Annotated in this window: 12 protein-coding genes; all 12 read right to left on the bottom strand. The window is 41.0% G+C overall.

Going from position 1 to position 15,932, the window contains the following annotated elements:
• Position 1: 1 nt before the first annotated feature.
• Positions 2 to 2,419 carry a VirB4-like conjugal transfer ATPase, CD1110 family gene (locus tag QOX44_RS11985; protein ID WP_120106237.1) on the bottom strand — a complete coding sequence of 806 codons (2,418 nt, stop codon included), beginning with the start codon at positions 2,417 to 2,419 and terminating at the stop codon, positions 2 to 4.
• Entirely contained in the window at positions 2,388 to 2,792 is a 405-nt protein-coding gene (locus QOX44_RS11980; RefSeq protein WP_120106234.1) for a PrgI family protein, read from the bottom strand. Before QOX44_RS11980 ends, QOX44_RS11985 begins: the two co-directional genes overlap by 32 nt.
• 21 nt (positions 2,793 to 2,813) lie before the next feature.
• Positions 2,814 to 3,686: a VirB6/TrbL-like conjugal transfer protein, CD1112 family gene (locus QOX44_RS11975; protein WP_117537621.1), complete on the bottom strand. Its 873-nt coding sequence runs from the start codon at positions 3,684 to 3,686 to the stop codon at positions 2,814 to 2,816.
• A gap of 19 nt (positions 3,687 to 3,705) precedes the next feature.
• Complete coding sequence (locus QOX44_RS11970) at positions 3,706 to 3,921, bottom strand: Maff2 family mobile element protein (RefSeq protein ID WP_009268903.1); 216 nt, start codon at positions 3,919 to 3,921, stop codon at positions 3,706 to 3,708.
• 246 nt (positions 3,922 to 4,167) lie between these two features.
• Positions 4,168 to 5,985 (bottom strand): VirD4-like conjugal transfer protein, CD1115 family, encoded by a 1,818-nt coding sequence (locus QOX44_RS11965; protein ID WP_283683363.1) that lies wholly within the window; start codon positions 5,983 to 5,985, stop codon positions 4,168 to 4,170.
• Positions 5,982 to 6,545 carry a PcfB family protein gene (locus QOX44_RS11960; protein WP_072447168.1) on the bottom strand — a complete coding sequence of 188 codons (564 nt, stop codon included), beginning with the start codon at positions 6,543 to 6,545 and terminating at the stop codon, positions 5,982 to 5,984. The genes QOX44_RS11965 and QOX44_RS11960 overlap by 4 nt, the downstream gene beginning before the upstream one ends.
• Positions 6,546 to 6,737 (bottom strand): hypothetical protein, encoded by a 192-nt coding sequence (locus QOX44_RS11955; RefSeq protein WP_009268908.1) that lies wholly within the window; start codon positions 6,735 to 6,737, stop codon positions 6,546 to 6,548.
• A gap of 69 nt (positions 6,738 to 6,806) precedes the next feature.
• A complete protein-coding gene (locus QOX44_RS11950; RefSeq protein WP_072447171.1) occupies positions 6,807 to 12,035 on the bottom strand; it encodes a SpaA isopeptide-forming pilin-related protein in 5,229 nt (1,742 codons plus the stop codon).
• Between the two features lie 469 nt (positions 12,036 to 12,504).
• Entirely contained in the window at positions 12,505 to 13,125 is a 621-nt protein-coding gene (locus QOX44_RS11945) for a sigma-70 family RNA polymerase sigma factor (protein WP_072447173.1), read from the bottom strand.
• Between the two features lie 444 nt (positions 13,126 to 13,569).
• Entirely contained in the window at positions 13,570 to 13,806 is a 237-nt protein-coding gene (locus QOX44_RS11940; protein WP_072447175.1) for a hypothetical protein, read from the bottom strand.
• Positions 13,807 to 14,036: 230 nt separating this feature from the next.
• Positions 14,037 to 14,453, bottom strand: coding sequence for a hypothetical protein (locus tag QOX44_RS11935; protein ID WP_072447177.1), 417 nt, complete (start codon positions 14,451 to 14,453; stop codon positions 14,037 to 14,039).
• A gap of 11 nt (positions 14,454 to 14,464) precedes the next feature.
• The gene (locus QOX44_RS11930; protein ID WP_283683361.1) at positions 14,465 to 15,736 is read right to left on the bottom strand and encodes a Y-family DNA polymerase; all 1,272 of its coding nucleotides are present in this window, start codon (positions 15,734 to 15,736) and stop codon (positions 14,465 to 14,467) included.
• Between the last annotated feature and the right edge of the window lie 196 nt (positions 15,737 to 15,932).

The following is a 15,932-nucleotide window of genomic DNA, read 5'->3' as shown; positions in this document are numbered from 1 at the left end:
TTTACTTACAACTTTCTCTCTTCCTTTCAGTTCTTTCCCTGCCAAGACTTCCGCCTCCTTCCTTTTCTCTTTGTTCCACTTCTTCCGGCTTTGTTGTCATGAGCGAATATAACTTCAGCGACTTATCAAATTTATCCTTAAACGGAATGATTGTTGTCCCATAGAAGAGAAGTCCTTCTCCTTCCCCGGAATTCGTAACATAAGACAACTGATACGGTGAGATATTTAATTGTTTTGCCAGGATCTGCCGGTCACCTGCAGCCTGATTTAACATCAGAATAAAATCACTATTATCCAAAATATTTTCAATCTCACGGCTGGCAAGGAGGTCCTTTATATTCTGCGTGATTCCTGTCGGGATGCCTTGCCACTTCCTAAATCTCTTGAAGATCTCCACCGAATAAGATGCGGTCTGCTCTTCTTTCAGAAGAAGATGGAATTCATCGATATAGTACCAAGTAGATTTTACGCCACGGTTAACCGTCACCCTGTTCCACACCTGATCCTGTATGATGAGCATTCCAAGCTTTTTCAACTGCTTTCCAAGCTCCTTGATATCAAAACAGACAATCCTGTTATTCAGTTCTACGTTGGTCTGGTGATTGAACACCTTCAAAGAGCCGTTGACATAGATTTCCAGAGCTGTGGCAATCCTCTGTGCCTGAGGTTCTTTCTGTTTGCGGAGACAATCATACAGGTCTCCCAGGATTGGCATGTTTTCCGGTTTCGGATCAGAAAAATAGTTCTGATATACAAGGGGAAGGCATCGGTCAATGACCGACTTTTCTTCTGCTTCAATTCCATCCCGGCTTCCCATGATCAACTCACAAAGGGATAAAATAAAGTCAGATTTTACTCCCAGCGGATTATCATCCTCAGAATAATTCATGTTGATATCCATCGGATTGATGTAATCCTTACTGTTTGGAGAAATATGGATGACCTGTCCTCCCAAAGCATGGACCAAAGGATAATACTCGCCTTCCGGATCTCCAATGATAATATCATCATTGGTCGTAAAAAATACATTCGTCATTTCCCTTTTTGCCGCAAAGGATTTTCCTGATCCGGGTGTTCCAAGGATCAGTCCATTTGGATTTTTTGACTTTTTCCTGTCTACCATGATCAGATTATTGCTGGTAGCGTTCAGTCCATAATACAAAGAATCGCCGCCCATAAATAATTCCTGTGTGGTAAACGGTACAAAAATTGCTGTACTGGTCGTTGTCAGCGCTCTTTTTATCGGAATATGGCTGACTCCAAGGGGAAGGCTGCTCATCAAGCCTTCTTCCTGCTGATAGTCCAGGCGCTTTAACATACAATTATATTTCTGTGCGATACCAGCTGTCTGAAAGATCGTATTTTCCAATTCCTGTTTGCTTTTTGCTGTATTTAAAAAGAGCGCTGTTACAAGGAACATACGCTCATTTCGTGACTGCAGATCTTCCAAAAGCCGTTTTGCTTCCCCTCCATAGGTATTCAGATCCGATGGAATGATATCCATATCGTACCCTGCTCTTACTGCTTTTTTCTGCTCTTCAATTTTCATTCTGTTGATATCCGTTACTTTACTTTTTACCAGCTTGATCGCTTTCATCTGATCCACAGACTGAATATGCAGATTTACGATCAAGTCCTTATCAATATCCAAAAACTCTGCAAGCATCTTGTCTGTCAGCTCCGGAGCAAGGATCTGTAAATAAGAAACCGCCCCCATCGTATTTCCCATCTGGAAGGTCTTCCCATCCTTAAAGACAAAACTGGTAGGCGCTACATAATCTTTTGTGTTTAAACCGGTTTTGATCATAGAGCCATAATCAAACTGGAAATCTACTGTGGAATCCGGATTAAAGGTTTCATACAAAATCCGCAATCGTTCCTCCCCATTCAGAGGATACGCCATCACACCAAGGATCTTAAAATTATTCAGGATATCGGATTCGATACGCTCCAGCTTCGGTTTTGCTTCCCGGATATTTTCCGCTTCAATGGAAAAGGTGATGTATTTCGTTTTCACCAAACCATTGTTGCCTTTTGCAAGCTGTTTTTTCAGCATGTTGGCATATTCCATACGGATATCATCATAAGCATCTCCCTGTGGACTGATCTTGATCACCTGCTCAAATTCTTTCATGCTGCTCTTATGATTGATAAAACTGAGCTGAAAATGGATGCTGCTGTCAAAATAGTTCAGGAAATCACACCAGTTTTCAAAGATCGCATTCTTATCTTCATTCTGTGCTAACTGATAGTTGATATCGTAAAACCGGATACATTTGGAATAGACATTTCCTTGCACCCTGCAAATACCATCCCTTCCCATTTCTTTGTAGGCAATGGTCTGTTGAACGGTAAGTTTCTTTACATCTTTTTTTCCATTCTTCTTTTTATTTGCGGTCTTTTTCCTTTTTCTTACCACCGCTTTTTCCCCCTTTCCTCTCTTCCTTTCTCATCGTTTTCTGATCTTCTCCATCCGGATCCGATTCATAATAGTTTTCAGTTTCATATTTTCTGACAGATGGCCGGATAAATTTCATCCGGATCACATGCATCAACACGTCTTCCAGATGCATTCCATCTTTCTCATACATGGCAAACAAAAAGGCCGGCAGCATCATAAGGACCATAAGGACTGCAGCATTATTGATTCCAAGAGCATTTCTAAAGAGAAAATAACAGGGAATCCCCATAGCTGCTCCAATGCCAATACAGATCAATTGCCTTTTCGTAAGATTAAATGCCACTTTATTCTTTACTTTCGTTAAATCTTTCGGCACACTCACATACGCCATGTGTTTCACTTCCTTTCTTTATTAATGTGCATTAAAGATTGACTTACTGAGTGATCCTGTCTTGAACAGACTGAAACATAAGATCACCGTATATGCCATTACACCAAATAATGAGGAACTCAGATTATCTGAAAACTGGATGCCTGCCACTAATACTGCATAAATAGCAACACATACCATCATCAGAAATGCCTGGAATGCCAGGGCAAAGAGTCCTCTGAAATAATTCGTTCCGATCTGTCCCCACTCTCTGTTGCTCATCGTTGCGAATGGGATCGGTGCAACTGAGGTATAAAGGTAAATTTCTATCATACGGACATACAAGATAACCGTAATGAGTACAGACATGATCTTCATACAGAAACTTACGATCAAAGTTTCCAATGCCAATATCACAAGTTCTCCGATCTCCATGCTTTCCAATGTAGTAGATAAATCTGTGATCGCAGAGCTGATATCAATGGATGTATCTCCGGAAACCAGCCCTGCCGCCGAGTTTACGACGCTTTGTCCTACATCAAAGACTGCCATCGTAATGGTAAATGTATTGCTTACCAGATAAACGGCGATCCACATTTTCACAAAATATTTAAAGAACATCCATGTATCAATATCATGCATGTTATTGCGTTCTGTCAGCATGGAGATCAGTTCATAACACAAGACAAAGGTTATGATGATGCCTGCAATCGGCATGATGACCGAATTCGACAATCCTTCAATCATACTAAAGATACTGCCATTCCATCCTTGTGGTGTCTGTCCAACCTGGCCCGCAATCTCACTTGTCTTCTGATTGACATCCGTAAACATACGGTCCAGGTTAGAACTGATCATACCTGTTAGAAGTTCCCTCATCCATTCCTCAATCGCATCAAAAATTTGATTGAACATGGATCTCTACTCCTTTCCTTTAACCAAATAATCCACTCAAAAGCGGAATCAACTGTGTACCGATCAGGATCACACCACCGCCACTCATAAGCTGCTTAATTCCCTGTGATTTTGCGCCCGGATTATCATTTCCGTAACCTTCCATCAGGTTAATGACACCCCAGACACCAAGACCTGCACCAATCGCTACGACTAATGTCTGTAAGATTGTAATCGCACTTCCAAAAAATCCCATATTCTTTTCTGAATAAACGCTGTTTCTATGGTCTGTCAGCGTTTCCTCTCTCCTTTCCCTATTATTCAGACCTCTTTTTTTACCTGTTTTCTTTGCAAGGGGATCTTATTTTTATCTTCACTTCCTTCTCCTTTCTGCCTGATCATCAGGACTTTTTCTTAAAAAAACGCAAAAAAAGAGCACATAGATGGATATCTATATGCACTAACGCTTTTTATTCTGTTTTCATATCTTCTTCGCGCTTTTCTATGATATATTCTGTTCTGCTTCTTTCACATCGTCATCCGTTACATCCACTTCATACATCTCAAATTTTGTATCTTGCGAAAATACCAGCTTATGCTCCAGATATTTTTCCACATCAAAAGCATTTCTTTCATCTGCATCCGCAAGTTCCTTATATCTCTTATGCTTTGTGATATCATATTTGTTACTGAGAAATGGCCGTACGCCTCGAAGCTGTAAGATACATTTATTTCCATCCATTACAGCCAGTTCATCCCGGCTCATCAATTCTTTCCCTGTCTTCTGATAATTCAAACCATAGGACTGGCTTGTCCCTCTGGTATCAGAGGTATTGTAAAGATCGATGGTCTCTTTTCCCAGCGTTTCCGATATCTCCTTTAACGTGGAGCTTTCTTTTCCTCCAAGAAATAATACGGTATCGCAATTCCCTGTGATGGTTTCAGCCGCATCCTTATAAATGGTTTTTAACTGGCTCTGTGACTGTAAAATAATAGAAGCAGAGATTTCACGGCTTCGGATCGTTGCGATCAATTTGTCGAATTTCGGGATCTGCCCAATATTACTGAACTCATCCAGCAGTAATCGCACATGGTACGGAAGTCTTCCACCATGCTCATCATCTGCTTTATCACAGAGCAGATTAAAAAGCTGTGTGTACATGATCGCCACCACAAAATTGAATGTATCATCGGTATCACTGATAATCACGAACATTGCTGTCTTCTGGTCCCCGATCATATCCAGCTCCATTTCATCATAAGACATGATCTCCCGAAGTTCCTGGATATCAAAAGGAGCAAGTCTGGCACCGCAGGAAATAAGGATCGACTTCGCTGTTTTTCCGGCAGCCAGCTTATATTTTCGATATTGTCTGACTGCAAAGTGTTCCGGATTATCCGCCTCCAATTCTTCAAACAGTTCATCGACCGCATTCTTAAATTCTTCATCTTCTTCTCTCGTTTCACTGGCATTGATGAATTCCAAAAGAGTAGAAAAGTTCTGTTCTTCTTCCGGCGCTTCATACCAAATATAACCGATCAGAGCAGAATACAGAAGGCGTTCCGCTTTCACCCAGAAATCTTCCGTAGATTTTTCTCCTTCCCCCTTCGTATTTGCTATGATGGTATTCACAAGTTTGAGGATATCTTTTTCACTACGGATGTAATGGAATGGATTATAGTGCATCGACTTTTTGAAATTGATCGTATTCAGCACCTTGATCCGATATCCTCCATTTACTAGCATCTTTCCACATTCTACGATGATCGTTCCCTTTGGATCTGTCACCACATAGGATACATGATCTGTCATTTGCATAAGTTGAGGCTTTACATAAAACCTTGTTTTTCCAGAACCTGATCCTCCGATCACAATCACATTCTTGTTTCTGGCATATTTAGGAGCTTTCGGTCTGCTATTCATCGTAAGCCGTTCTGTTTCGGTCAGAATGATATTGTTCTCAAATACCGGATCTTCAAATGGTTCGATATCTTTCCGATTTCCCCACCGGGCTGATCCATACTCCTCTCCATGCCGGAACTTCTTTGCATTCTTCGCTTTATAATACAAGACGATTCTAAAAATAAGTGCTACGATCACACCTCCCAGCAAATCTTGTAGATAAAAGCTCGGAAACCAGTTGGTAAATGCCAATGGGAAATTCATCAGCATCACACCGATTTTTTCAATCATGCTATTTCCCATACAATGACGATAAAGCCAAAAGCATTTATCTGCAAGATAGAAGATGATCAGATACGGAATGCTTAATATCACCACTCTCTTCATCTGGATATTCTGCATCTTTTCCCGGATCATCGTTCCTGTCCTCTGACTTTCTGTCTTGTTTTTACTCTCTGACGTTGTTTTGCTTTTCTCTCCTTTGTCTTCTGTAGTTTCTTTCGGACAGAAGGTTTTTTCTTTTTAGACTGATCCAGCTCTATACCTGCATATTCTTTAAAAGCAGCCGTCATCACATCCACATCTTTCGATTTAAAAAATACCAGATACAACGGCGGTTCCACACGGGAATCCTTTTTCAGACTATAATCAATCCCATATTTTCGGGCTACCCGGTCAAAAGACTTGATATTTTGATCTGTAATCTGGATATTTGTAAGCTGTGCTCCCTGTGCGATCAGTTGCTTTATCGTCTGCTTTCCATGAGGCTTTTTCATCTCCTGTCGTTTTCTTTCTTTTTCTCTGCCCTTTTCCTGTGCTTTCCCCGTTTTGACAGCCTGTTTTACCTGTACTCGCTTCTGTTTCTGTCTGTTCATTCCATCCAGAAATTTTCTCATAGATGCCTTTAACACACCGGTACTCATCCGGGTTGTCTGGACACACAGAGCTATGATTTTTTCATTCACTTCATCCTGCAATTAACCACTTCCTTTCTTTCCTTGATCCTTTGTGGGAAGCAAATAATAGCACTGCTTCTCAATGCATCCCTTTTTTCTTCCTTCCCACCAATAACAATATTTACAAGACCAGGGTTTTTCTTCACTGTATTTTCTCCCCGGCATTGCTGCATTTGGTTCCACGATCAGGTTCTTGTCTCTTCTCCTGTCCATCCTCATGTTCCTCCTTACAAAAAAGCGTTCACAGATTCCCTCAGGTTTCCATGAACGCTTTCCCTTACATTATTTCTTCTTTATTTTTCTTCCAAGGACTACCACTCCACTTAAACTCATTCCAAGCACGAGCAGCCATAACAGCAAGTTGGTGTTATCCCCAGTCTTCGGTGCATCTTTAGAAGGTTTTCCACCTTCCGGAGTGCTTTCTTTTGGTTTTTCCTCATCAACCATAACAACCTTCTGCACTTCGGCGGTATCTTTTACTTCAAATTCCACATCCTTTGCAACCAGATAACCTTCCGGTGCCGTTTCTTCCCTGAGCGTGTACTTTCCGATCGGAAGCATCTCTATATAATGTGCCTCTTCTGTAGATGTCCAGCTTTCTACCACTTTTCCATCTTCATCTAAGATCGTAAGCTTTGCACCTGGAAGCTCTTTTCCTGCGATATCCTGTTTCGAGATCAACACCTTTGTCACATCATCTTTCATCTCCTGTTTCTGGATTTCTGCAGTATTTTCTACTGTAAAGGTAATGCTCTCAGCAGTTACATATCCATCTGCCGGTTTTGTTTCTGTCATCGTATAGGATTTTCCAACTGTCAGTTCCTTGATCACATGGGCTTTCTCTGTAGATACCCACTCCTCGATTACATTTCCATCTTCATCTGTCACCTTCAGATGCGCTCCCGGAAGTTCTTTCCCTGTGGTAAGGTCTGTTTTCGTAAGTTCTACCGTTGTCGGCTCATTTTCAAAAACAAACTCATAGGAAACCTCAGCTTCTTCTGGTTTTCCATACTCAAAAGTGAATTCCTTTTCTTCATTCGATGTCACAAAACCATCCGGTGCATAGATTTCTTTTACGATATAGGTCCCATCCACTGGAAGATCTGCTTTGAAAAGAATCTGTCCATTTTCATCCGTTGTTTTCTGCTCGATCAACGTTCCAGCTTCCATCAGGACTTTTCCATCTCTGCCTTTGATATCTTCTTTTGTAAATAAGCCGAAGATCGCACCTTCCAGCATACGTTCTGTTTCCTTTTCTTTTTTAAGGATCGTTACTTTTATCTTCTGCCGGTTGTTCTGCCATTCTTCATCAAAAGTAACCACCGGTGTATCCTGGTCACGATAGGTCAGATCCACAAATCTAGGCTCTCCATCCAGTACAAAACCATGTGCCGTTTTCACTTCCTTCACATAATATTTTCCTACCGGAAGGTCTTCCATTTTTGCGATTCCCTTCTCATCGGTTGTGACCGTGCCTACCAGCTCATCTTTCTTATAATGGTCTGCACTTATGCCATCTGCAGCCTTGATATCTTCTGCAGCATAGACTTCAAAGGTGACTTCACTTAAGTTTCCTGTGATATATTCAAAGAAATGTTCTACCGTTCCTTTCACATTATCCAGAAGAGTGATCTTCTCTAAAAATTCTCCCTTTTTGTTGATGATCAGAAGCCCTTTTGGAACTTCATCCTTCATTTCCACTTTCTGTACTTCGGCAGTATCTTTGACCGTAAATGTCACATCCGTTGCTTTCAGATAACCGTATGGAGCAAACTCTTCATGAAGGGTATAGGTTTCTCCGACAACCAGACGCTTGATCACATGTGGCTTATCCTTTTCAGATGTCCATTCATCGATCACATTTCCATCTTTATCCATGACCTTCAATCTTGCGCCCTCCAGCTCTACGCCTGTGGTCAGATCAGACTTTGTGAACTCTGCTGTAGTCGGTTCATTCTTCTTTACGGCCTGTAAGGAAACAATCTTTGTCTCCTGTCCCTGATACTCTGCAACAAATTCCAGAACCTCATCCGAAGAAACAAAACCTTCCGGCGCTTTTAATTCTTTTACATAGTATTCTCCAAATGGAAGATCCAGGGTGCATGTTGCCATACCGTTCTCATCGGATGTCATTTCCTGTAATAAGGTATCTGCTTTCACAAGAACTTTTCCATTTGCCTGGATATCTTTCTTGTTATAGATGCCAAACACAGCCCCGGATAATACCCGTCCATTTTCTGCATCCTGTTTTTCTACGGAAATAGCGACTTTCTGTCTGTCATTTCCTACGATTGCTTCTGCTTCCACGATCGGTGTATCCTGATCCTGATAAGTTAATGTAACCTTTACCGGCTCCGGATTTAATACAAATCCTTCCGGCGCCTTTGTTTCCACTACATAGTATCTTCCAAGCGGCAGATCCTTTGCTACAGCTTTTCCACTCTCTCCCGTTGTGATCGTTGTCACAAGCGTATCCTTTGCATAAAGTACGATACGGTTTCCATCTGCATCTTTCTGATGATCCGGAGTGCAGATATCCTCTGCCGCACGCACTTCAAATTCCGCCCCGGAAAGATACTGTTCCTTATAGATAAAGTCTTTCTCAAAACCGGAAATCATCTCGCCTTTCTTATACACAACAAGATTTCCCTTTACCGGCTGATCTTCATAGGAAACTTCAATGATCACGTCTCCACTTACCCCATCTACTTCATAGGCAGTATCCGAATCCACGGTGATCTCTACATAGTTTTTGTTCACAACATATCCATCCGGTGCTGTCACTTCTTCAATACGATAGTGCCCGATCTCTAAGTTTTTCGGCAAGATCAGGTATCCCTGGCTGTCCGTAAAGAAAGATTTATGGACTGTGACCGTAGGATAGGTTGTTACCTGTTCCACATATTTCTTATGATCCAGATCATAAATTTTGAATTCTGTGCCGGCTACTAATACCGGTTTCTTTGTTTCATCATCTTTTTTGATGATCTTTAACTTTGCGGAAAATTCTTTGTCCAACAGTACCTTCCAAACCTGTGGTTTGTTTGGATTGTTTTCACGGATGGTAATCTCAAAATCCTCTACCGGTTTATAATTATGAGGTGTGGTTGTTTCTCGTACAATATACGTTCCATATGGAAGCGGAATACTGCACGCATACCCTTTCTCATCTGTGAACATTTCCGTTTTACCATCTGCTGTAAGGATGACTGGCTCTGCATGGGAAAAATCATTACTTCCATCTTCTTTTTTCTCCAGGCTGCTCTTTAAGTAAGCGCTGAAACCTGCCCCTTTTAACAGATCTGCATCCGTTTGCCCATTGTTCGCAGCTTTTATGATCTGGAACGGCTGTTTCATAACAAGTTCTGTTGATTTCACAGTACGTTCTATCATTGGGACTGTGCCACCTTCATAAGAACATTTCACATCATGCTCTGTCTCGTCTAACAGATATCCTTCCGGCGCCTGGATCTCTTTTACAAAATATTTTCCAAGATACAGGTCTTTTACCACAGCATCTCCTTTCTGATCTACTTTTAAGGTAGATACAAGATCACCGGCTTTATGTACAATTCCTGTTGTTCCATCTGGATGTACAATGTTTTCTCTCGCATAGAGGCCATACACCGCACCTTCTAAAGTCGCATCTCCTTGTGGATTTGCTCCTGTTTGCGCATCTTCTTTGATCAGATGGATCTTTGCATAAGTACGTTCATTCAGAACATTCTTTGTACTTGTTTTACCGATATTGACATCTACCGGATAAACAGTTGGATCTGCCTGATAATTTGCCGGTGGCTGGATCTCTTTTACATACACAATCTCCTGTGTTTTTTCGACTGTTACTTTAGAAGCACCTTTGCTGTCTGTTGCTGGCATCTGTGTGATTAAATCTGAGCATTCCTTATCACGGTAAACACCATAGATTGCTCCTGCCAGATGGTTTCCGGTGTCTTTATCATTTTTTACAATCGCAATTTCTGCCTGTTTTGTCCATGTAACATTCAGACTTACTTTATTTGTTGTTTCCACACCTTCTCCAAAAATAAAGGCAAGATCTTGAGTACTGGAATTCGTTGTCAGTTTATACGCAGAATAATCTTTCTTTAATCCACCTGCCATGGTTGTAGCAAATACTTCTGCGGTATCTTCTGCCTGTGTCAGAGGTGCAGAAAGATAAAACTTTGTACCTCCCTTGACCGTTACCTTTGCTCCCGGTGTACTTGTACTTCCTGTACTCACGTTGTGAAAACGCACGCCGGATGGAAGGCTGATCGTCACACTCTGCTGTCCTGCCGCATGGAATGTGATTTCCTTTGTACGCTGTGTATTTCCTTCTACATAAGCCTTTACATTGGCATCGGAAAATGACATGGATACATCCGGTATCTCAGGCTTCTTTACACAATAATTGTAAATATCCATTGCTAGTTCCTGTCCTGTTGCATTGGTTCCATAGAACGCATCACTACTGCCATAAGCATAAGCAGCCGCCATATGGACAAGGATAAATCTCTTTCCTGCTGAAAAATCACTGTGCTTGTTCGCAAAATAACTTTCTTCACCTGCCGCATCGGTACCGTAATAACAGACCTTTGCAAGAGCCTGATTATCAGCCAGCTTTGTGATGGTATAGGTACCGGAACCCGGACCTGGCTTTGCCGGCTGGATACAATAAGCCGTTGCTCTTACACTTCCATAAGAAATATAATACGGCTCTGTAAGATATGTTCCAAGCCCATAGTCTGCATATCGATATATTGGACCTTTTTCAATAGTTACCTGCTGAGATCCTACACTTGCATCTCTGGCTGCTATTGCTGAAAAAGTCGCAACTTCTCCGGTTTCCATAGCCTCAAAATCCACTCCCTGATTTGCAGCCTGTTCCATTACATCATGTAATGCTAATCCCGATCCTTCATCAAAGGTATCCTGTTCTGTCATCTGTTCTACCAAAGCATCAAAAGCAGCATTTCCTTCTGATACATCCGGTGTCTCTGTTGGGATTTCTGACGGCTTCTCTGAATCCTCCTCATCTTCTTCCGTCTCTTTTGTTTCGGGTTGCTCTGCATCTGCTGAAGGACTTTCACTCTCTTTTTCTATTTCCTTTACGACCACATTTCTGCTGATCTGATAATTCGGATGTTCCTGATTGACCGTTTCTACCTGATAAACAGTTTTATAGGTATCTGCATGGGATGTTGTAAAATCCTCTCCCTGCTCATTCTTTGCTTCTTCAAAAGTAATCTTTACCTTTGCCGCATCCTTGATCTCTAACCCTGTAAAATCTGTTTTTACATCAAAATTTGTTCCCACTTCCACCTGATGATCCTTTGCCAGAACAATCTCATCTTCATCTAACTGGCTTTGTACCTCTTCCAAAAGAGGCAGTTTTCTTTCTTTGGGAAGCTCCGCAGCATAACTGCTGATTGGTGATAACACCGTAGATAAAAGAGTGACCGCTGTCAGCAATCCGGATACAACCCGCTTTGCTTTTTGTTTCACTTTCATGTTCTTAAATCCTTCCTTTCTTCTGAATCTTATTTATCCGTTATACTTGTTCATCGTTTTCCATCATTCTTTCCTGAAAATAATCCCCTCCTTTCCTGGTTTTGTGCTATTTGGGACAGTCAGCACTTTGCTGAGATAACAGCACAAATATATGGCGGTATCTGCTTTTTCAAACAAACACCGCCATATGATTTCTACTGTCATCCTCATTTTGATTCAGACAATTATTTTTTATTTAAGATTTAAGCGTTTTCCTGTTCTCTTCCCCGGATCCGTTCCTGTTTTAGAGTCCATATCTCCAAAACGTTTTCTCTGTCAGGACACGCACAATGCACATTCAAGGCAGGTATCACTCCGGGCAGGCTATTCTCTTTTCAAGGTACATGAAGTGTTTCTTACAAACGTCTTCATATAACGAAAGGAAAACGGCCTGTTTTACAGGGTGCTTTTTAAATTTTTTTGATTTTTTTTAATTTTCTTCTTTATCTGCATGTTTTTTCATAACAGAAAGTGCTCTTTTTATCATTTCACAAACACTCTGCTGTCTGATTCCAAGATAGTCCGCAATCTTGTTTTGATTCATTTCTTCAAAGTAAAATAATTGGATGATTTCTTTCTGTCTGGCAGTCAGACAATCTAAAAGATCATGAAGCATCTCTTTTTCAATATACTGGTCGAGAATATCCGAAGATGGATCTACCAATATGGTTCTGTCATCCACAAAATCGCTATAAGAAATGATCCTATGGTTTGATGCCACCTTAGTCTGATTTATTTCCATACGATCCGTTGCTTCCATTAACAAACGAATGTACCAATTTTCGTTGTCAAAAAATTCTTCGTTCATAATACTTCGATCTTCCTTCACATCCATGTATTGATAATCTTTACAGGAATGGAGTGGAAAGATGGTTTTCTTTCCGTTTTCCCTGTATAACACATACCCATTTGCGTAAACGGTAATATCACATTCCCCACTCAGAATTTCCTTTACTACAATCTCTTCTTTTTCTAACGCCTTTTCAGAAGGGACTCTCTTTGTCATACCTGCCACTTTTACTACTTTCTTTAATTCTTTTAATGTCAACATATGGACCACCTTTCTGCCTTACGGCTACGGGTGATCCATGAACTCTATAAAAAACTCATCACAATTAGCCACGAACTCACCCGTTTTTTTTGAACGGGAGTCCGCAGCTCCTATGTAATTACCTCCTTCGGCTATATCATACAAAATTCCGTATCCTCTCTGATTTTTGCACACGAAACTTTGCCCTCTATATATAGAAAGGAAAAAGCCCTGTTTTACAGGTTAAAAACTCAACTTTTTTTAAAATTTTTGAGAAAACAAAAAAAGCCGGCAAAACAAATGCTTCCACAGACACAGAATGAAATATCATCCTGCATTGTATCTGCAAATGTTTTGCCGGGCTCTTCATGATTCCAGTCAGGTTCAGCTCCTTGACAAACTCTTGCTATCAGGTGCAGCCTTGATGGTTCCAGCCAAATCCACCGCTTATTCTAATAGCTCATTTTATTTAGTTTCCTTTCGGGAATTCATCATTTTTTGAGAATATACCCGCATTCTTTCTTTCAGTTTTTCGTCTTTGATGTGCAAAGGCCGTACTGAAACAATATCATCTTTTACTAAAATCTCCAAAGTGCTTCTACATTTCTTGCACTCTACTTCTGAATCGCAATGTGCGCTTTTTTCAATAAATGCTCCGCATACAGAGCAATGTACATGCCATCTGATAGCATCTGATCCCATAGGCTTCCTCCTTTAAGCAATAATAAAAAATTCCATTTTTATTACTCAACGGATCAAAGGGAAATCAAATCCGCCTTATGAGCATCATGTTGTCCATTCCGTAAGTGCCAAAGCTGCACGAACAGCATGATCATCAAATCCCAGATCTGCTTTGTTGATCTGGTGCATCCATCCTTATTCTCTCCGGATTCCCACTCACCCAGGATACTAAGAATTTCTGCCGATTGTATTTAACAAGGTAATTCCAATTCTTCAAATATATCTCCGGATAACTCACAAAGATCCTGGATCAAAATGATCGTATCATCAATCCGTAAATGAATGGATGGATCAAAAAATTCAACGGTTCCGCAAATCGTATGATACTGGCCTGCCGGTTTCATTTCCCGGTTTTCTTTAAAATAGGTTGCCTGTATCTTCATTCCAACAGAAACCATCTGTAGCTTCCTATCCAATCCACATTTTTGTTCTTCGGATAAGACCTTCCTTTGTTCATAAAGAACTTCCTGTTTCCGAACGATCTCCTCAAATCCCCGAAGTGCTGCAAAGGGGGCAAATTGCTTCGCTCTGTGCTGCACATCCATAGGATATCTTTTGGAAACCGGTCTCGGAATATATAAATATTTCTGATAAGCCTTTGCCAGCATACTTTCACCTCCTACGCACGATGTCCCCCAACCTGATTATTTCTTTCCCGATAGGTAGAACATTCCAACAGATTGGATCCCCGCATGATCGCATTTTTTCCATAACGCTTTTTCACCTGTAATACTGCTTCCTGCAGATGTCTTTCCTTTTCTGCTTTTATGGAATTCTGGAAAAGAGTATATTGCTGATAGCCTTCTGGTGTTATCTTATTTGCAATGATCTCTATCCGTCTGATCCCGGTATGTGGATCTGCGATCTTTCGATAAAGTGCTTCTACTGTATCAATCATTTCCTTGGAACAATTGGTACGATCTGGAAACCTTACGGTTCCTTTCGATGGCTCCCTTTCAAAACGATGATCGTAAGCGATCCACAAGGTTACAGAATTCGTTACCAGTCCCTTTTCCACCAGATCCAAAACCAGTACATCTGTCATTTCTCTTACAACAACAGCAGCTTCTTCAAATGTGTAATTTCTCATCAATACCTGTCCATTGGAAAGACTATGCTCTTCTGTATGATAATTTTTGATATCACTCATTTTACAGGACTCACAGCCCCATGCATGATCGATCAATAGTTCTGCATCGATCCCAAACATTTTATACAGCCAGTCTTCCGACTGGATAGAGGCAAGTGCGATATCTCCCATCGTTTGGATTCCATATCCGGCTAATTTTTTCTCTGTTCTGGAACCAATGCGCCAGAAATCACTCAATGGTTTATGTCCCCATAACTGTTCCCGGTAAGAGATCTCATCCAGCATTCCGATATGATCCTCTATATGTTTTGCCACAATATCCATTGCGATCTTTGCAAGATACAGGTTAGTTCCAATTCCTGCTGTTGCTGTAATTCCGGTTTCTTCCATGACCGCATCCATCAGTTTTTGTGCCATTTCTTTCTCTGTAAGGTGATACAGGGAAAGGTATCTTGTAACATCCATAAAGCACTCATCCACACTGTAAACATGGATATCTTCTTTTGCCACATAGTTTAAATAAATCCCGTATATCCTTGCCGAATACTCCATATAGAGCTGCATCCTCGGTTTTGCCACAATATATTCGATATGATCCGGTATCTCATGGATCCTGCAACGGTTACGGATCCCCAGCTTTTTCATAGCCGGCGTGATGGCAAGGCAAATGGTGGATACCGATCGGTCCGGATCTGCAACAACCAGATTGGTAGTAAACGGATCCAGTCCTCTTTCCACACACTCAACAGAAGCATAAAAAGATTTCAGATCAATACAGAGGAATGTTTCCTTCTGTTTCAAATCAATCACCTCCCATAAGTTGCCTATCTTTCTCCTTCCCCTAAGCAATCAGATCTCATCCCAACTCTTTTTCACACGATAGTGATCGTGTCAAAATAGGCAATTTTCAGTAAATCCATTGACAAGAAAGGAAATATCATTTATATTATAGGCAAGTAGTTGCCTTTCTGTTGTGATTCACATTATAGGCAATCAT

This window comes from Parablautia sp. Marseille-Q6255, from assembly GCF_951230155.1.
In the GTDB taxonomy this organism is placed as follows: Bacteria; Bacillota; Clostridia; order Lachnospirales; family Lachnospiraceae; genus Choladousia.
Note: the sequence above shows the minus strand (reverse complement) of the source record. Positions and strands in the feature narration are given on the sequence as shown.